19 protein-coding genes are annotated in these 18,264 nt (G+C 63.0%); 13 read left to right on the top strand and 6 right to left on the bottom strand.

From position 1 onward, the window contains the following. Positions 1-52: 52 nt before the first annotated feature. The 12 genes from AC0L2O_RS12110 to dhaK all read left to right on the top strand — a co-directional run bounded on the left by AC0L2O_RS12110 (position 53) and on the right by dhaK (position 10,100). Entirely contained in the window at positions 53-1,399 is a 1,347-nt protein-coding gene (locus tag AC0L2O_RS12110; RefSeq protein WP_369722184.1) for an ABC transporter substrate-binding protein, read from the top strand. 101 nt (positions 1,400-1,500) lie between these two features. After that, positions 1,501-2,460 carry a carbohydrate ABC transporter permease gene (locus AC0L2O_RS12105; protein WP_369722185.1) on the top strand — a complete coding sequence of 320 codons (960 nt, stop codon included), beginning with the start codon at positions 1,501-1,503 and terminating at the stop codon, positions 2,458-2,460. After that, positions 2,457-3,410, top strand: a complete 954-nt coding sequence (locus AC0L2O_RS12100; protein ID WP_369722186.1) for a carbohydrate ABC transporter permease — start codon at positions 2,457-2,459, stop codon at positions 3,408-3,410. The genes AC0L2O_RS12105 and AC0L2O_RS12100 overlap by 4 nt, the downstream gene beginning before the upstream one ends. Continuing rightward, the gene (locus AC0L2O_RS12095; RefSeq protein ID WP_409192680.1) at positions 3,407-3,619 is read left to right on the top strand and encodes a hypothetical protein; all 213 of its coding nucleotides are present in this window, start codon (positions 3,407-3,409) and stop codon (positions 3,617-3,619) included. The genes AC0L2O_RS12100 and AC0L2O_RS12095 overlap by 4 nt, the downstream gene beginning before the upstream one ends. A gap of 6 nt (positions 3,620-3,625) precedes the next feature. Continuing rightward, positions 3,626-4,723: an ABC transporter ATP-binding protein gene (locus AC0L2O_RS12090; protein ID WP_473369866.1), complete on the top strand. Its 1,098-nt coding sequence runs from the start codon at positions 3,626-3,628 to the stop codon at positions 4,721-4,723. Beyond that, positions 4,716-5,723, top strand: a complete 1,008-nt coding sequence (locus AC0L2O_RS12085) for an ABC transporter ATP-binding protein (protein WP_369722190.1) — start codon at positions 4,716-4,718, stop codon at positions 5,721-5,723. Before AC0L2O_RS12090 ends, AC0L2O_RS12085 begins: the two co-directional genes overlap by 8 nt. Beyond that, the gene (dhaL, locus tag AC0L2O_RS12080) at positions 5,720-6,334 is read left to right on the top strand and encodes a dihydroxyacetone kinase subunit DhaL (protein ID WP_369722192.1); all 615 of its coding nucleotides are present in this window, start codon (positions 5,720-5,722) and stop codon (positions 6,332-6,334) included. Before AC0L2O_RS12085 ends, dhaL begins: the two co-directional genes overlap by 4 nt. Beyond that, positions 6,331-6,732, top strand: a complete 402-nt coding sequence (gene dhaM / locus AC0L2O_RS12075) for a dihydroxyacetone kinase phosphoryl donor subunit DhaM (protein ID WP_409192681.1) — start codon at positions 6,331-6,333, stop codon at positions 6,730-6,732. Before dhaL ends, dhaM begins: the two co-directional genes overlap by 4 nt. Next, positions 6,725-7,039, top strand: coding sequence for an HPr family phosphocarrier protein (locus AC0L2O_RS12070; RefSeq protein WP_369722194.1), 315 nt, complete (start codon positions 6,725-6,727; stop codon positions 7,037-7,039). The genes dhaM and AC0L2O_RS12070 overlap by 8 nt, the downstream gene beginning before the upstream one ends. A 5-nt stretch (positions 7,040-7,044) precedes the next feature. After that, positions 7,045-8,643: a phosphoenolpyruvate--protein phosphotransferase gene (gene ptsP / locus AC0L2O_RS12065; RefSeq protein ID WP_369722195.1), complete on the top strand. Its 1,599-nt coding sequence runs from the start codon at positions 7,045-7,047 to the stop codon at positions 8,641-8,643. After that, positions 8,640-9,071, top strand: coding sequence for a hypothetical protein (locus AC0L2O_RS12060; RefSeq protein WP_007592625.1), 432 nt, complete (start codon positions 8,640-8,642; stop codon positions 9,069-9,071). Before ptsP ends, AC0L2O_RS12060 begins: the two co-directional genes overlap by 4 nt. Positions 9,072-9,110: 39 nt before the next feature. Then, the gene (gene dhaK / locus AC0L2O_RS12055) at positions 9,111-10,100 is read left to right on the top strand and encodes a dihydroxyacetone kinase subunit DhaK (RefSeq protein WP_369722197.1); all 990 of its coding nucleotides are present in this window, start codon (positions 9,111-9,113) and stop codon (positions 10,098-10,100) included. A 2-nt stretch (positions 10,101-10,102) separates the two neighbouring features. Here the strand turns inward: dhaK and AC0L2O_RS12050 are convergent, their stop codons facing one another. The 5 genes from AC0L2O_RS12050 to AC0L2O_RS12030 all read right to left on the bottom strand — a co-directional run bounded on the left by AC0L2O_RS12050 (position 10,103) and on the right by AC0L2O_RS12030 (position 15,471). Continuing rightward, positions 10,103-11,074 (bottom strand): ABC transporter ATP-binding protein, encoded by a 972-nt coding sequence (locus AC0L2O_RS12050; RefSeq protein WP_473369865.1) that lies wholly within the window; start codon positions 11,072-11,074, stop codon positions 10,103-10,105. Beyond that, positions 11,071-12,045, bottom strand: coding sequence for an ABC transporter ATP-binding protein (locus AC0L2O_RS12045; RefSeq protein ID WP_473369864.1), 975 nt, complete (start codon positions 12,043-12,045; stop codon positions 11,071-11,073). Before AC0L2O_RS12045 ends, AC0L2O_RS12050 begins: the two co-directional genes overlap by 4 nt. A 3-nt stretch (positions 12,046-12,048) precedes the next feature. Further along, the gene (locus AC0L2O_RS12040) at positions 12,049-12,909 is read right to left on the bottom strand and encodes an ABC transporter permease (protein ID WP_473369863.1); all 861 of its coding nucleotides are present in this window, start codon (positions 12,907-12,909) and stop codon (positions 12,049-12,051) included. After that, the gene (locus tag AC0L2O_RS12035) at positions 12,906-13,850 is read right to left on the bottom strand and encodes an ABC transporter permease (RefSeq protein WP_473369862.1); all 945 of its coding nucleotides are present in this window, start codon (positions 13,848-13,850) and stop codon (positions 12,906-12,908) included. Before AC0L2O_RS12035 ends, AC0L2O_RS12040 begins: the two co-directional genes overlap by 4 nt. Before the next feature lie 79 nt (positions 13,851-13,929). Continuing rightward, positions 13,930-15,471: an ABC transporter substrate-binding protein gene (locus AC0L2O_RS12030; RefSeq protein ID WP_473369861.1), complete on the bottom strand. Its 1,542-nt coding sequence runs from the start codon at positions 15,469-15,471 to the stop codon at positions 13,930-13,932. Between the two features lie 316 nt (positions 15,472-15,787). On the opposite strand from AC0L2O_RS12030, the gene AC0L2O_RS12025 reads away from it, so the two are divergent. Then, a complete protein-coding gene (locus AC0L2O_RS12025) occupies positions 15,788-16,666 on the top strand; it encodes a MurR/RpiR family transcriptional regulator (RefSeq protein WP_409192686.1) in 879 nt (292 codons plus the stop codon). Positions 16,667-16,843: 177 nt separating this feature from the next. Here the strand turns inward: AC0L2O_RS12025 and AC0L2O_RS12020 are convergent, their stop codons facing one another. After that, on the bottom strand, positions 16,844-18,169 hold the full coding sequence (locus AC0L2O_RS12020) for an NAD(P)/FAD-dependent oxidoreductase (protein ID WP_473369860.1): 1,326 nt from the start codon (positions 18,167-18,169) through the stop codon (positions 16,844-16,846). Positions 18,170-18,264: the final 95 nt, after the last annotated feature.

Raw genomic sequence — 18,264 nt, 5'->3', positions numbered from 1 at the left:
GTTGGAGAGTCGCGCCATGTCGATGGCCGGCCCCACTGGGAGGGAAAGCGTTATGAGACAGACAGTAAAGGCGCTTCTTACTAGTTTCGGAGTTCTCGCATCCGCGCTCGGTGCGGGAGTGGGGACGACACCTGCGCACGCGCAGGCCAAGACTATCACGCTCTGCTGGGCCGCGTGGGACCCGGCGAACGCGCTGGTCGAACTGTCGAAGGACTTCACCGCCAAGACCGGCATCGGTATGAAGTTCGAATTCGTGCCGTGGACCAATTATGCCGATCGTTTCCTGAACGAGCTCAATTCGCACGGCTCGCTGTGCGATCTCATCATCGGCGATTCGCAGTGGATCGGCGGCGCCGCCGAGAACGGCCAGTACGTCAAGCTCAACGATTTCTTCAAGAAGGAAGGGATCAGCATGGACGACTACATGCCGGCCACCGTGGTCGGCTATTCGGAGTGGCCGAAGAATACGCCAAACTACTGGGCGCTGCCCGCCATGGGTGACGCGGTGGGCTGGACCTATCGCAAGGACTGGTTCGCGCGGCCAGAGATCCAGGCGGATTTCAAGGCCAAATTCGGCCGCGACCTCGCCGTGCCGAAGACGCTTGACGAACTGCGCGACATCTCGAAGTTCTTCCAGGGCCGCGAGATTGACGGCAAGAAGGTCTATGGTGCTTCGATCTATACTGAGCGGGGCTCGGAAGGCATCACCATGGGAGTGTCAAACTATCTCTATGACTATGGCTTCAAATATCAGGATCCGAAGAAGCCATATTCGATGGACGGGTTCGTCAATTCGCCCGGGGCCGTGAAGGGGCTTGAGGCCTACAAGGAGCTCTACAAGTGCTGCACGCCCCCTGGCGCCTCCAACTCCTACATGTCCGAAGGCCTCGATGCGTTCAAGTCCGGCCAGGTCGCGCTGCAGATGAACTTCTTCGCCTTCTTCCCGGGCCTCTACAAGGACCCGAACGTTGGTGGCGACAAGATCGGTTTCTTCAGCAATCCGGCCGGCCCCGCGGGGCAGGCGACGCAGCTCGGCGGACAGGGTATCTCGGTCGTTTCCTATTCGAAGAACCAGGGCGAAGCGCTGCAATACATCAAATGGTTCTCCGGCGGCGATGTGCAGAAGAAGTGGTGGGCGCTGGGCGGTTATTCCTGCGCCAAGTCCGTGTTGAACGATCCGAGCTTCCCGAAGAGCGCGCCGTTCGCCGGGGAGTTTCTGAAGTCGATGGGAATGGTCGTCGACTTCTGGGCCGAGCCATCGTATGCGCAACTCCTGCAAGCCGAACAGAAGCGCGTGCATGACTACGTCGTGGCGGACAAGGGCACTGCGCAGGAAGCGCTCGACGGTCTGGTGAAGGACTGGAAGGCCATCTTCAAGGAAGAAGGCAAGAAGTTCTAAGGCAACCGCCTGGAGCGCACGCGAGCGCGCTCCAGGCTCTCTTCGGGATTATGGGCAGCTGTGGTCAGCTGACGCTCCCGGCGCGAGGATTGACCAAAGCCATGAACGATTTGAGTGCCTCATCGCAGATCACCTACGGGGCCGTCCCGGTCCGGCCAGCCTTGGCGCGTCGGATCCGGGGCCTGTCGGACCAGGCGCTCGCTTGGCTCTTCATCACGCCGACGATCGTGCTCCTGCTGGCGATCAATATCTTCCCGCTGGTGTGGACGATCTATCTCTCGTTCACCAACTACCGCGCCAACCGGGCGAACGCGCCGACGATATGGCTGGGCACCGACTGGTACCAGTCGATCCTGACTGATCCGGATATCTGGGCAGCGATGCAGGTAACGGCGCATTTCGTGATCTGGACCGTGCTCATCGAGACCGTGCTCGGATTTGGTCTTGCCCTCCTCATCGACAAGAAATTCCGTGGCCATGGCATGTGGACCACGATCATTCTGCTGCCGATGATGCTTTCGCCGGCGGTCGTCGGCAATTTCTGGACCTTCCTTTATCAGCCGCAGATCGGATTGTTCAATTACGTGGTCGCTTTCTTCACGGGGCGCGACGCTTCGTCGTTCCAGATGCTGGGCGACGTGACACTCAGTCCCTGGGCCATCGTCATCGTCGACGCCTGGATGTGGACGCCCTACGTGATGCTGATTTGCCTGGCGGGACTGCGCTCGATTCCGGATTACATCTATGAGGCGGCGGAGGTCGACCGCGCGTCGAATTGGCGGCAGTTCTGGTCGATCACGCTGCCGATGGCGCTGCCGTTCATCATGCTCGCGGTGCTCTTTCGTGGCATCGAGAACTTCAAGATGTTCGACATGGTCAACCTTCTGACCGGGGGCGGGCCGGGCTCGACCACGGAAGTCGCTTCCATCACGCTGAAGCGGGCAGCGTTTGAAAGTTGGCGAACCGGCTATTCCTCGGCCTTCGCAATCATTCTGTTCGTGACGGTGTTCGGCCTCGCCAACATCTACGTCAAGGCGTTGAACCGGGTGAAAAACCGATGAGTGCCGCAAATACAGCCCATTCAGTCGTCGAACCGTCGGCCGAGGTACGCCGCTTCGCCGGCCTGTTCGTCATACTCTATGCCATCATCACGATGATTCCGCTGCTATGGATTGTGCTCACCTCGTTCAAGTCGCCAGACGATGCGATCTCCTATCCTCCGAAGATACTGTTCAAGCCGTCGCTCGAAGGCTACTGCAATCTATTCACGACCCGCTCGCGCCAGACGCCGGAATTCATCCAGACGCTGGGTCCGCCGCAGGGGCTTTGCGATCGCATTGCGCGTAGCCGCAACATGGTTGTGGCCGGTCCGTCGAACTATGTGCCGCGTTTCGTCAATTCGCTGATCATCGCGTTCGGTTCGACGATGCTCGCCGTCACGCTCGGCACATTGTCGGCTTATGGGTTCTCGCGGTTCCGCGTGCCGCTGAAGGACGACCTGCTCTTTTTCATTCTGTCGACGAGGATGATGCCGCCGATCGCGGTCGCGATCCCGATCTACCTGATGTACCGCACTGTCGGGCTCTCGGACACCCGGCTTGGGATGATCCTGCTCTACACATCGGTCAACGTTTCGCTCGCCGTCTGGCTTCTCAAGGGTTTCATCGACGAAATCCCGCGGGAGTACGAGGAGGCGGCGATGATCGACGGCTACACCCGTTTCCAGGCATTCGTGAAAGTCGTGCTGCCGCAGGCGACGACAGGAATCGCGGCGACGGCCATCTTCTGCCTGATTTTTGCGTGGAACGAATACGCCTTTGCGGTGCTACTGACCTCCGGGAACGCGCAGACGGCGCCGCCGTTCATACCGATCATCATCGGCGAGGGCGGTCAGGACTGGCCAGCAGTCGCGGCCGGTACGACTTTCTTCCTGGTGCCGATCGTCGTGTTCACGGTGCTTTTGCGCAAGCATCTCCTGCGCGGCATCACCTTTGGAGCCGTGCGCAAATGAGTCTCGATGCGAACACATCCACGCTCCGACGCGGCTTCGCTGACAGGATTCTGCGACGCGGTCCGCTGGAGGCCATTGCGACGACGATCATCGCCGCGGGCGTCGTCATGCTGATGCAGCCATTTTTCCTCACCCTCTATTCGTGGTCGTTCGCGACCACGCTGTTCGGGACGGTGATGTTCACCATCGTCTCGAAGGTCAGGGAGTAAGGCGCGATGGCACAGATCAGGGTCGAGGCGCTCGACAAATCCTTCGGGACGTTCCATGCGGTCAAGGCCGCCAGCTTCACGGTGGAAGACGGCCAGTTCCTCTGCCTGCTCGGGCCTTCCGGCTGCGGCAAGACCACAACACTGCGCATGATCGCAGGGCTGGAATTGCCGACGGCCGGCACCATCAGGCTCGACGGCGAGGACGTTACAATGAATCGCGCCTCGGCGCGCGATATCGCCTTCGTGTTCCAGCTGTTTGCGCTCTATCCGCACATGAACGTCCGACGCAATATCGGCTTTCCGCTGAAATGCGAGCGAATCGGAGCGGCGGAGCGCGACCGGCGGGTAGTGGAGGCTGCGCGAATCCTGCGGATTTCCCATCTCCTCGACCGGTCGGTGTCGGGCCTCGCGGGCGGCGACCGGCAGCGCGTCGCACTTGGGCGAGCCATCGTCCGCAAACCAAAATGCTTCCTGATGGACGAGCCGCTGGGCGCGCTCGACACCGAAATGCGGGAGGCGATGATCCATGAATTGCGCGGGCTGCATGACCGGCTCGGCGCGACTACGGTGTATGTCACGCACGACCAGCTCGAGGCCATGGCGATGGCCGACATGATCGCGGTGATGAACAACGGCGTCGTCGAGCAGGTCGCGAGCCCCCGCGACATCTACGACCGGCCTGCTTCGCTCTTCGTCGCAGACTTCATCGGTTCACCACCTATGAATTTCCTGCCGTTCCACGGTCGACTGCAAGTCGGCGCGCAGGCGGTCTGGCTCGGCGAGCGCGAAGTCGCAATTCCCGCGGCACGCGAGGAGCTGGCGGAAAGCGATCTCGTCCTCGGGGTCCGGCCGGAGCATGTTCGGTTCACCGATCGCGGCATGGTACGGGGCGAGGTTTATGGGTCGGAATATCTCGGCACGACCCAGATCGTGACCGTGACGACGCACTACGGCGCACTCAAGGCCCGTTCGCCCAGCAGCATGCGCTTTCGGACCGGAGAGAGTGTCGGGCTCGACTTCCGGCCCGACACTCTCTCGATCTTCGACAAGGCGTCGGGTCGGGCCATCCGCACCGCGCTGCATGAAGGATATGCGCATGGCTGAAGTCGAGATCAAGGCGGTCTCCAAGTCGTTCGGCCACACGCAGGCGGTCGTCGACCTGTCTCTTACCGTGGGAGACGGCGAATTCGTTGCGTTGCTCGGACCCACGGGCGCCGGCAAGACGACTGCGCTGCGTCTTGTCGCCGGGTTGGAGACACCCGACAGCGGTTCGATCCGCATCGGCGGACGCGATGTGACCGGCGATGCGCCGGCCGATCGCGACGTCGCCTTCGTCTTCCAGCAATATTCCTTGTATCCGCATCTCAGCGTGTTCGAGAACATGGCTTTTGCGTTACGTGCGCCGATCCGCCGCGTCCCCGAAGCCGAGATTCGCGCAAAAGTGCAGGAGGTCGCCCGTCTTCTCCACATCGAAACAAAGCTGCAGAACAAGGCGACGCAATTGTCGGGCGGGCAGATGCAGCGTGTCGCGATCGGCCGGGCCTTGGTGCGCTCGCCCTCGATCTATCTGATGGACGAGCCGCTCTCCTCGCTGGATGCCAAGCTGCGCGGCGAAATGCGCCTCGAACTCAAGCGCATCCAGACCGACCTCGGCGCCACCATCCTCTATGTCACCCATGATCAGACGGAGGCGATGACCATGGCTTCGCGCATCGGCGTGATCGAGGCCGGCCGGCTGATGCAGATCGGTACGCCGCGCGAGATTTACGAGAACCCGGTCAACGCCCATGTCGCCGCGCGGCTTGGCCAGCCGATGATCAACCTGCTGCCGGCGGCACTATTTGCCGGCATTTCGCCCGGCGCCAAGACCATCGGCGCGCGTACCGAGCACCTGACGATCGCCCGCAGCGGCGGAGACGTGTCGGCGACCGTCACGCGAGTCGAACATCTCGGCGACCAGAGCCATCTCCACCTCGACCTCGGCGGCCAGCCGGTCGTGACGCTGGCCGACCCCGAGGCGAGGTTGGGCCCGGGGGACATCGTTTCGCTCCGACTCAACAAGCCGCTGTTATTCGATGCGGCCGGCGGGAGGGTCGCGGCATGAGTCTGGATCAGGTTGCCAGGGAAAAGCTGGTGCGGGCGTTGGCGGAATCCGTGATCCAGCACGCCGACGAATTAACGAGCCTCGATCAGGCGATCGGCGACGGTGATCACGGGCTGAACATGAAGCGTGGCTTCGAGGCCGTGCTCGCGACACTGCCCGGCCTTGCCGACAAATCGTTGCCGGAAATGCTGAAGGCGATCGGAATGACGCTGGTGATGAAGGTCGGCGGCGCTTCCGGGCCGCTGGTTGGCACGTTCTTCATGGAGCTTGGCAAGGCGCTTCCGGAGCAGCCGATCCGAGCGGATCTCGTCACGGCGACGGAGAAGGCGATTGATGCCGTCAAAGCACGCGGGCGCTCGGAGGCGGGGCAGAAAACCTTGCTGGATGTCCTGGTGCCGGTGCAACTCGTGTTGGCGCAGGGCGGCGATGCCAAGGCGATAGCGGCGGAAGCGGCGCAAGCGGCCGATCGCACCACACCCATGCTTGCCATCCGCGGCCGTGCGTCCTTTCTCGGCGAACGTTCCATCGGTCATATGGATCCTGGTTCGCGTTCGGCGTCCCTTTTGATCGGCGCGGCAGTCAAGATCCTGGAGTTCGAGGCAAGTTCATGAGCAGTTCAAATTCCGGCAATGTCGGGATCGTTATCGTTTCACATTCCCCGAAGATCGCGGAAGGCGCGGCGGATATGGTGCGCCAGATGGTGGGCAGCGCCGTGCCGCTCGCCTGGACAGGCGGCGACATCGATGGGGGGCTCGGCACCAATGTCGCCGGAATTCTCGAAGCGATCGAGGCGGCCTGGTCGCCGGCAGGCGTGGCGGTGCTGGTTGATCTTGGCGGGGCGGAGACAAATTCCGAGATGGCGGTGGAAATGCTGCCTGAAGATCGACGGGCGCGCGTTGTCGTCTGCAATGCCCCGGTGGTCGAGGGAGCTGTGATCGCGGCAACCGAGTCTTCGGGCGGCTCGCCGCTTGCCGCGGTCAAACGTAGCGCGGAGGAATTCTATGCATGATGCTCACGCCAGCCGGCCGGGCGAAACGCCGGTGCCGCTGACAGCCTCGGCGGTTCTCGTCAACAAAGTCGGTCTTCATGCGCGACCGTCGGTCAAGCTCACGCAATGCGCCAAGGGTTTTACCGCAAAGATCGAGCTCGCCCTCGCGGCTGACGGGCCCTGGACGGATGCCAAGAGCCCGGTCAAGGTGATGCGCGTGAAGGCGCCGCAGGGCGCAACGCTGCATTTCCGCGTGACCGGGCCCGATGGCAGCGCAGCGCTTGCTGCTCTACTGGCACTTGTGCATGACGGTTTCGGTGAGGCCTGATCGCGGTGGCAGAGATCCATCTCATCGGCCGTGCTGCCTCGCCGGGTCTTGCGATCGGACCGGTCGCCATGCTGACCACGGCTGTGGCCAGGCGGACAGCGAGCGACGATCCTGCGCAGGAGGCGACGGCGCTGCGGGCGGCGATTGAAGGCGCGAGGGCGGAGATCGCCGAGCAGATCAAGACGAACCAGGGCGACGTGGCCGACATTCTGGAATTCCAGGTCGCCATGCTAGAGGATGATGCGCTGGCGGATCCGGCCTATGGGGTCATCTCGGAGGGGGTCACTGCCGACCACGCCTGGCGCTTGGCACTCGACGTGGAGATAGCCGGCTATCGCGCTGCTGAAGATGAATATTTCCGTGCCCGTGCGGCCGATCTCGTCGACATCCGCGACCGGGTGCTCGCGCATCTGAGCGGTGTGGACACGGTCGCCAGGATTGCCAATGGCTCGATCGTCGCGGCTGACGACATCACGCCTTCCGCTTTTCTTGCGGCTGACTGGTCGCACGGCGGCGGCATCGCCCTGGCCGCGGGCTCACCGTCCTCGCATGTTGCGATGTTGGCGCGGGCGCGCGGGGCGCCCATGGTGGTTGGGCTCGGCCCGCTGTCGTGGAACGGACAGTCACCGGCATTGGCGCTCGTCGACGGCGATGCCGGCACCGTGATCTTCGATCCAGAGCCGGAAACGCGCCGCGTGTTCGAACAGCGCATGGCGGTTGCGAATGCCGCGCAAGCCGCAGCCGATGACGGCCGGCTCGAGTCGGCACGCACAGCCGACGGCCGGCCGATCGCGGTCCTTCTCAATATCGCTGCGCCCGAGGACCTCGCTGGCCTCGATCCCGCAATCTGCGACGGCATCGGCCTCGTGCGTACGGAATTTCTGTTCGAAGCGTCCCGGGGCCTGCCGGACGAGGACGCGCAATATGCAGTCTATCGGCGCATTCTCGACTGGGCCGAGGGAATGCCGGTCACGATCCGCACCCTCGATGCCGGCGGCGACAAGCCAATCGCAGGCTTGACCATCGATAACGAGCGCAATCCCTTCCTCGGCCTCCGCGGCATCCGTCTCTCGCTCGCGCGGCCGGACGTGTTTCGGCTGCAACTGCGGGCACTGTGCCGTGCGGCCGTACACGGGACGTTGAAGGTGATGCTGCCGATGATCGCGGTCCCTTCGGAACTCGACCGTGCGAATGCCCTGCTGGATGAAGAGTTCACGGCACTCAGGGCGGAGGGGATCGCCTGCGCCCGACCGCCGCTCGGCATCATGGTCGAGGTCCCGGCGGCGGCGCTCCGCGCCGAGGAATTCGGCGCGGCGTTCTATTCCATCGGCTCGAACGACCTGACCCAGTACACGATGGCGGCGGCGCGCGACATCGGTGCCGTCGCGGACCTCAACGATACCAGCAATCCGGCGGTGCTGGCGCTGATCTCGCGGACTGTCGAGGCCGGACGAAAACGCGGCGTGGAGGTCTCGCTCTGCGGTGATGCCGCGGCCGATACGCGCCTGACCACGGCGCTGATCGCCACCGGGTTGACAACTCTCTCGGTCTCGCCGATTGCGGTCGCTCGGCTCAAGGCGGCAATCGCAAAGGTACGTTCATGACGGATGAAGCAGGCGAGGATACCCGGGCGCCTGGTGACAGCAATGTGGCGGATTACAAGGCCATCCTGCGACGGGTGCTCGACAATCGGCCCTCGGGAACGCGGCTGAAGCTGGCGGCGGCGCTGGGCAAGAATCGCTCCTTCGTCACCCAGATCACCAATCCGGCGTATCTGGTGCCGATTCCGGCAAAGCATGTCGCGATCATCTTCGAAGTCTGCCATCTGTCCGGCACTGAGCGCGCGGCATTCCTCAAAGCTTATGGACGCGCGCATCCCGGCCGGCTGCGCGCACCGCACCGCGAGGCGCGCACCCGCATTGTCTCGGTGACCGTACCCGACCTCGGCGACGACAAGAAGAACCGTGCGCTCGAACAACTGATCGTGGATTTCGCCGCGCAACTCGCGCGCTATGCCGAAAGCGTGGGTTGAGCCGTTGATTTGAACAATAGACCAGACGGGAGGACGTTCATGAAAAAGCTGATCAACAGCACCGATACGATACTCGAAGAAAGTCTGGACGGTTTCGCGGCAGCTCATGCGGATATCCTGCTTCTGGGCGCCGAGCGCAAATTCGTCCGCCGCCGCACGTTGAAGCCGGGCAAGGTCGCCCTGATTTCGGGCGGCGGCTCGGGACATGAGCCGCTGCATGCGGGCTTTGTCGGCCTTGGTATGCTCGATGCCGCTTGCCCCGGCCAGGTCTTCACCTCGCCGACGCCGGACCAGATGGTCGAGGCCGCGGAGGCGGTCGACACGGGTGCTGGCGTGCTCTTCATCGTCAAGAACTACGAGGGCGATGTGATGAATTTCAGCATGGCTGCCGAAATGGCCGGGCGGGAAGTTGCGAGCGTTGTGACCAACGACGACGTGGCGGTGGAGAAATCGACCTATACGACCGGTCGTCGCGGCGTCGCGGGGACATTGATCGTGGAGAAAATCGTCGGCGCTGCGGCTGAGACCGGAATGCCGCTTGCCGCTCTGAGGACGCTCGGCGAAGATGTCAACCGGCGCACGCGCTCGATGGGTGTGGCGCTGTTGCCATGCACCGTGCCGGCGGCTGGGCGGCCGAATTTCACATTGGCCGATAATGAAATGGAAATGGGCGTCGGCATTCATGGCGAGCCCGGCCGGCGCAGGGTGCCGTTGGCTTCCGCCGATGCGATCGCCGCAGAGCTGCTCGACGCGATCCTGAAGGATCTTGGGCCCGGCAAGGGCAGCGAAGTGCTGCTTCTTGTCAACGGGTTTGGCGCGACGCCTCTGATCGAACTGTATCTGATGGTCAATGCTGCAAAGCGGATTCTGGACAGTGCGGGCGTCACAGCGGTCCGTTTCCTGACCGGCTCCTACGTCACATCCCTCGACATGGCCGGTGTCTCGATCACCGCATCCGTGCTCGATAGCAAGTCGACGAAACTGTGGGATGCCCCGGTGCAGACCGCAGCTCTGCGTTGGGGTGTCTGATCTCAGGTCGCCACATTGTGACATGCGACTGCTCGATCGCCATGGCCGACCAAACGCAGTTCTGGAACATCGACCAGGCAGCGATCGCTGGCCATTGGACAGCGGGGCGCATATGCGCAGCCGCGCGGCCGCGTGAACAGGCTTGGCGGTTCACCCATTTCGATCGCGCCTAGAATCCGCTTCGAAGGGTCCGGCTTCGGAATTGCTGCCACCAGCGCCCGCGTATAGGGATGGAGCGGATGATCCAGGACCGTCCGTGTCCCGGCCTGCTCCACGATCCGGCCCATATACATCACAGCAACGCGGCTGCTGATCTGCCCTATCACGCCGAGGTCGTGCGAGATGAAGAGCATCGACAGTCTCAACTGGTCACGCAGGTCCATCATCAGATTGAGCACCTGGGCCTGCACGGATACGTCGAGCGCCGAGACCGGCTCGTCGGCGATGATGATGGACGGCGTGGGAAGAATGGCGCGGGCGATTCCGACCCGTTGCCGTTGTCCGCCACTCAGTTCATAGGGATAGCGAGCGGCGAAAGACGGATTCAAGCCGACGGCCGTCAACGTGGCAGCTATCGCCGCGCTGCGCTCGGCGCGGCTCTTGAAGAAGCCGCTGATATCGCCCGCCTCTGCCACCGAATCTCCAATTGCGCGCCGCGGGTTGAGCGATGCATTGGGATCCTGGAAAACCATCCGGACCTTCAGGCGCATCTCGCGGAGACTGAAGCCGCTGGCTCCCATCATTTCGGCTTCATTAAACCTGATGGTGCCGCTGTCGGGCTGGACCAGCCCGACGATGGTTCGGCCCACGGTTGTCTTGCCGCAGCCCGATTCTCCGACGATCCCAAGGACCTCGCCTTCCGCCAGCGACAGCGACACACCATCCACTGCCTGCACCCGGTATTTCCGACCGGCTCGCCTGGCCCGGAACGAGACCATCATGTCCCGGACGTCGAGGATGACATCGCTGCTCATCTCAGCTCACCGCCGGCCAGCGGGAATGCGCAGAGCACCTCGTGCCCTTGGGAGACCTCCAGGCGAGGCGGGAGTGCCACGCGGCACGCATCGTGCACTGCCGAGCAGCGCAAGGCAAACACGCAGCCAGCAGTGACCGTACCTGGCACCGGCGGCTGACCTGAAATGGTTGGCAGCCGCCGCGCGCCGGAATTTCGCGACGGCATGCAGTCCATCAGTCCGCGGGTGTAATGGTGACGCGGTTTCCCGAACAGCGCATCGACCGCTGCGGTTTCCACGATCCGGCCGGCGTACATGACAGCCACGCGATCGGCGAGTTGCGCAACGACTCCCATGTCGTGGGTGATGAACAATATCGCCATATCGAGGCGATTGCACAGCTCGCGCAAAAGCCCGAGAATTTGGACCTGTATGGTGACATCCAGCGCTGTGGTCGGTTCATCGGCGACCAGCACCTGTGGCCTGCAGGCCAGCGCAATCGCGATCATGACCCGCTGGCGTTGACCTCCCGACAACTGATGCGGATACGCCGACAACTGCATCCTGGCGTCGGGCATACGCACCAGTTCGAGCAGTTCGCGCGCACGGGAGAGAGCCGCCGCGCCCGAAATTCGCTCATGTACGTGCACGGCTTCGGCGATCTGATCGCCGATCCGACGAACCGGGTTGAGCGAGGTCATCGGCTCCTGAAAGATCATTGCCATGCGGCCATGGCCCGCCTCGACACGTTGCCAGGGCTGCAACTGCGTTACGTCGCAGCCCTCCAGCACCACCCGCCCGGTGCGGACCCGTGGACCTGGTTGCGGCAGCAATCCCATGACCGCGAGCGAGGTCATGCTCTTTCCGCAGCCGGACTCACCGACAAGACCGAGGATCTCGCCCTTGGCCAAGCCGAAGGACACGCCCGCGACGATGTCGACCGGGGCGGTTTCCGATCCTACTGATACTGTAAGGTCGCGAACGCTCAGCACGGCCTAACCCTTCTCACCAAAGACTTGACGGAACCGCGGATCGAGACGATCGCGCAATGCGTCGCCGACCAGGTTCAGGGAAAATGCCGTCGCCACGATCATCATGCCCGGGAAGAAGAGCAGCCACGGGGCGCGGGTGATGAAGGTACGCGATTCCGCCAGCATATTGCCCCAGCTCGGAATCTCAGGCGGCGCGCCGAGACCCAGGAAGTCGAGTGAAGCTGCGCCAAGCTGCGCGAACGCAAAGACGAAGCTCGCCTGCACCAGAAGCGGTGAGACCAGGTTCGGCAAGATGTGGCGACTGATGAGCCATGCCGTTCCAGCGCCCATGCTGCGGGAGGCCTCGACATAGGTCTCCGCGCGCAAGCGCAGCGTCAGACCGTAGACGATGCGGGTCGTCGTCGTCATGTAGCCGAGCCCGATGGCCAGAATGACGTTGGCCACGCTCGGGCCCAGGATGACAATCAGGCCAAGCGCGAGAAGCAGGGTCGGGAAAGCCATCAGCACGTCGACCATGCGCATCAGCAGGTGACCCAGCCGCGGGAATAGAGCGGAAAGTACGCCGGCCGGAACGCCGGTCGCGAGGGCGAAGACGACCACACCCGACCCGATCAGGAGTGCCATGCGTGCTGACTGAATGGTGCGCGACAGAGTATCCCGGCCGAACTGGTCGGTGCCGAACCAATGGATCGCGTTCGGGGGCGTCAGACGGATCATCGGATCGATGGCGTACGGATCATAGGGCGACAGCCAGGGCGCGAAGGCGGCGGCGAGCACGGTCGCCAGAAGGACCCCGAGCCCGGCCAGCGCGATCGGCCGGGCGATGAAAGGCTTGAGCCACATGGTCGCGCTGTTGCTGCTCATTGAAGTTCGACCCGCGGATCGAGCAGACGGTAGCTCAGGTCGACGATCAGATTGACCAGAAGATAAACCACGACGATAACCAGGATGACGCCCTGGATCACCGGGTAGTCCCGGCGAAGGATCGACTGAACGACGAGGCGGCCGATGCCGGGCAGGGCAAAGACGGTTTCGGTCACCACCGCTTCGGACAGCAGCGCGGCGAAAGTGAAGCCGAATGCCGAGACGACCGCCAGGAGTGCATTGCGCCAGATGTGGCGGCGCACGACCTGCCATGGCCGGATTCCCTTTGCGCGCGCCGTGCGCACGTAGTCCTCACGGGAGACGTCGAGCATGCTGGCGCGCGTCAGCCGCAGGATCAAAGCGGCATTCGGAGCCGCAAGCGCGAGGCTGGGGAGGAGGAGGTAGCGGAGATTGGCGAGCCCGCCTTCGAATATCGACGGATATCCGGAGCTCGGGAACCAGCCGAGCCAGGCGGCGAAGATCAGGATCAGATAGAGCCCGACCCAAAACGTCGGTACCGACGCCATCAGCATCGCCGCGCCGGACAGCCCCTGGTCGAGCCACGTGCCGTGCCGGACCGCCGCAATCATGCCGATCGGCACACCGATCATCACAACCCAGATCATGGTCATGCTGGCGAGCAAGGTGCTGGTCTCGGCACCATCGGCAATCACCGAAAGCACGGGCGCCTGGAAGAAGATCGACCGCCCGAGGTCGCCCTCGAGCACATGGCCGGCCCAATTCAGGTATTGCAGGATGATCGGTTGGTCGAGGCCGAGTTGGTGTCGCAAGGCGTCGATCTGGTCCGGAGTCGCGGTGTCACCGAGCAGGACATAGATGGGGTCTCCCGGCACGACATGTATAAATGCGAAGATGATGACGGATGCCGCCAGAAGCGTCACCGCCGTCATTCCTGCGCGCTTGAATGCGTAAGACCACATATGATTGTGCAGCTGATCAGCGGCAACGATGCGCGCCGGCGCCGGCGCTCGACAATCCCCGCGGCCTCATTGCCCGTCCTTATTTGGTGGAGACATTCCAGAAGGCGGGACCGTTCGGGTTCAGTCCCCTGAGCTTTGGAGAAGCAATGTCATAGGTGTACGCATCGCCCACTTTCATGACCGGTACCTGTTCATAGATCAGCGATTGGATCTTGTCCCATGTCGCCTTCCGAGCGGTTGGATCGGTCGACTTGATCAACTCGGCCCGAAGTGTGCCGATCTCAGGGCTATCCCACCAGCCGGGATAGGTGGCATTCAGGAACGTGAGCAGCAGCGGGTCGGGCGAGAACGAATGGTGGGTGACGAAGATGTCCCACTGTTCCGGCTGGCCACGCATCTTCAAAAGGGTCGCCCAATCGACCACGATCATCTGAACATTGATCCCGGCATCGGCGAGCTGTCGGGTGAAGACGGAGGCTTCGTCGTAATGCGCCTGATAGTTCGTCGAGACCAGCAGGCGGATCGGCGTCCCGGTGTAGTCCGCCTCCTTTGCGAGCTCCTTGGCCTTCTTCGGATCGTGCGCACTGTAACCGGAGGTGCCTTCCGTCGAGTACCAGGGTGTGCCGTTGGGAAAGATCGATCCCTCGGCATTCCACAGATCCTTGGGGCCGAAGGCGACGCGCAGCGCCTGCGACTTGTCCAGCGCGGTCTGGATGGCGCGGCGGAGCTTGTAATTGTCCTTCAGGATTCCCTGCTTCGAGTTCATGAAGAAAAGGCCGAAGATCGGCGCGTTCGTACGCTGCACCTGAACCGATGGGTCTTTGCTCAGGGACTCGTATAGATCGCCGGAGATCATTTCTGCATAGTCGTAGTCGCCGGCCTGCACGCCGCTTACGCGCGTGCTGACGTCAGGCACCGGAATGAACCGAATCTTGTCGAAGACGGCGACCCGGGAGCCGGCGAAGCCGTCGGCCTTTTCCTTCACCGGCTTGTAGCCATCGAATCTCTCCACTTCGACATAGCGGTTCGGCCGCCACTCCACGAACTTGTAGGGTCCGGTGCCGATATAGTCCTTCTGCTCGATGGGCCGGTTTCCCGCATTGGCGGCTATCTCTTCCGGATAAATCGCAAGCCCGCCATTGACGTCCGAAATCAGAGCCTTCCAGGCGCCATTCGGCGATGACAATTTCAGCGTGACTTCATATTTTCCGCTCGCCTCCACCGAAACGGCCGCGGCCATCAAGAGCTTGCCGCGAGCGCCGAAATTGCCCCATCGCGTCATCGAGGCCACCACATCCTTCGCGGTCATCTCCTTGCCGTTATGGAAGAGGACGCCTTCGCGGAGCTTGATGATGATGGTTCGGCCGCCGTCTTCCGCGCGATCGCTTTCGGCCAGCATCGGACGCGGCGTGTAGGTCGAGTCCAGCGCATACAGAGTCTCGAAGATGTGGCGGCCGATGACCGACGCGACGTCGGCCGTCGTCAGCATGACATCGAGCGGCGGCGGTTCTCCGATGGTGGCTTCGCGCAGCAGGGTGGCGGCATGGGCCTGCGCAATCAAGAACAACGCGGTTGCCATCCCTACGGCGCCACGCATCAAGACACTCGTACCGTATCTCATGATCGCCCCTCCCGCCCGTTGAGCCACCTGCCTCTTGGTGCAGGGGCCGTGACTTCAGCTGCAAGTCTGAGCCACGCTATTGTTTGTTCGAAAGTTACATACACAATTCGAATATTTTCAAGCGGAAAATGCTGGTCTTCCCGGATAAGGCCGATATACATCTGGTCCGTGCTGAAGGTTTCTTACGGCAGCCTCCTGCCAAGAGCGTAGGTTGAGCTGACCTGAGGAAGGGCGGTCAATGCCGCGTGCAAAGCGAAATGTCCCGGCAAGGGCCGCTGGTGCGGCGGTTTCGAAGCCGCCCAGTCACGACAATATCGTGGCCGGCGACATCATCTCCCTCATCAGACAGAGCGTTCCGAGTCTCAGCCCGTCGGAGCAGCGCGTCGCCACGGTGCTGCTGGCCGATATTGAGTTGGCCGTTCATGCCAGCAACTCCGAACTGGCCCGGCGGGCGCGCGTCAGCGAGCCCACCGTCACTCGGTTCAGCCGTTCCGTCGGCTGCCGCGGTGTCCGTGACCTCAAGATGAGGTTGGCTCAAGCCATGGCGGTTGGACGGATTTATGTTGAACTGCCCCCGCATGTCGGGACGGATCTGGCGCGCCCCGCGCTCTGGCGATCGGTGTTTCAGGAAATCCGTCGTGCGATTGCCGCCGCGGAGGAGGGGCTTCGGAAGGAGGACATCGAGAGGGCTGCCGAAGCTATCTCCCGTTGTTCGAAGCTTGCCGCGTTCGGCGTGGGGGGCGGTTCGACCCTTGCGGCGGCGGAAGTTCAGAACCGGTTCTTTCGTCTTGGGATCGCCGTTTCCCACGCCTCCGATCCGAGATTGATGCGCATGATCGCCGCGACTCTCGGTCGGGACGACGTCGTCGTTGCCATCTCGACCACCGGTGCCGCGAACGACGTGATCGAGGCAGCCGGTATCGCCAAGCAATATGGCGCTTTGGTCGTTGCAATTACCAGGCCGCAAAGCAGGCTGGCTTCAATCGCGGATATTGCGCTTGGCGTGCACGTGGCCGAAGCGGCCGACGCGCTCAAGCCGACGGCGTCGCGCTATATGCTTCTCGCCACGATCGATCTGCTTGCCGCGTCCACTGCCTATTGCAAGCCGCTTGAAGCCCAGGGTCGCATGCGGCGGATCAAATACGAGTTGCTGAAGGGCAGTGAAGGCGACGCCAAAGGGCCGCTGGGGGACTGATTTAGACCCAACCACCCATCTTCGCTACTATCGTCCCGCCGTTTGCGTGCTCGGCGCCGCCATTCTCGATTCACAGGGCCGGCCGGTTGGTGGCGGCGCGAGATCAGCATAGGTTGAGCTTGCGTCCCGTGCCCTTGCAGCAACACGCCTCTGAATTTGGGCGATAGCTTCCGAATTCTAAAATTCAGAGACCTTCCCGACCGCGAGTCCGGCAAAGCGGTCTGGCCGATAGGGCGTTGGATCGACGATTGGCGCGGCGCCCGTCACCAGGTCCGCGATCAGGTGCCCCGATCCGGGGCCAATACCAAAGCCGTGGCCACTGAAGCCTGCGGCCAATATCAATCCAGGCAGGCCGGAAGCCTCTCCGATGACCGGCACGCCATCGGGCGTCGAGTCGATATAGCCGGCCCACGTCGCGGTAATTTTCGTGCTCTTCAGTGCCGGCAACAGTTCAAGGGCGCGCTGATGCGTAAGTTCGATCGTGCTCGGATCAGGCACAGGATCCAGAATGCGCATGCGCTCCATCGGCGTCGGCTCGTCCACGCGCCAACGCTGGAGCGTTTCGTGTCCGGACCTGACGCCTTCAAGGCTGCCTGGGAGCAGACTGCGCCAGCGCCGCAAGAACATCGGCAGGAATTGCGGGGCGAAGCGGAGCTGCTGCGCGGTTGGATCGACGCGGCCTCGGCCGCTGATGGCGAGGGTATATCCGCCATCGCTCCGTTTCGTAATCGAAATCGCGGAGGTGTGGAGTGCGTCCGGCAGGCCTTCCGCGCCTTCCGAGACGGAGAGGATGGACGAGCGGATCGAAGCCAGCGGAAGGCGAATGCCGGCCTGATGGCAGAAGGACGAGGACCAGGCACCGCCCGCGAGTATGGCGACGCGCGTGCGAATCGTGCCGCGCTCAGTCACCACCGCGCTCACGCGACCGCCCTCGGTCTCGAATCCGCGAGCGGCACACATCTGATGCACGGTGCCCCCGGAGTTGAGGATCGCCCGCGCCACCGCCGGGGCGGCGTTGGCGGGATCTGCGGTGCCGTCGGTTGGCGAGAACACTCCGCCCTTCCAGCCTCGTCCCGTCGCCGCGCCGCGCTGCGTCGCCTCGGTCGCATCGAGCATGTGCGTGGTCACGCCGACGGTTCGCGCGAAGTCGCGCCAGCGCGCCCACCCCTCGATCTCTTGGTCATCATTGCTGAGATACAGCAGACCACGACGGGAGAAACCCGTGTTTTCGCCGCTCTCGGCGCCAAAGCTCTCCCACAAATCCAGACTCCTGGTCGCCATCGGCAACTCTCGGGCGTCGCGGTTTTGCTGGCGGCACCAGCCCCAGTTTCGGCTCGACTGCTCGGCTCCGATCCGCCCCTTTTCCACGAGGGCGACGCTCAGGCCTCTCAGGGTAAGATAATAGGCCGCAAACACCCCAATGATGCCGCCTCCGATGACGACCACGTCGGCGCCGCGGGGGAGATCCGGCGAGGTCTCGATATGGCTGAGTGGCGCGGGCATCCTGACTTCCTAGCTTTTGCTCGTCGCATCGTAAGTCAGGCGTTGGTGCGCGCGACGCTGGATTCGATGGCAGCTCAGCACTTTATGCTGCATCC

It is taken from the genome of Bradyrhizobium sp. Kon10 (assembly GCF_055807395.1).
Note: the sequence above shows the minus strand (reverse complement) of the source record. Positions and strands in the feature narration are given on the sequence as shown.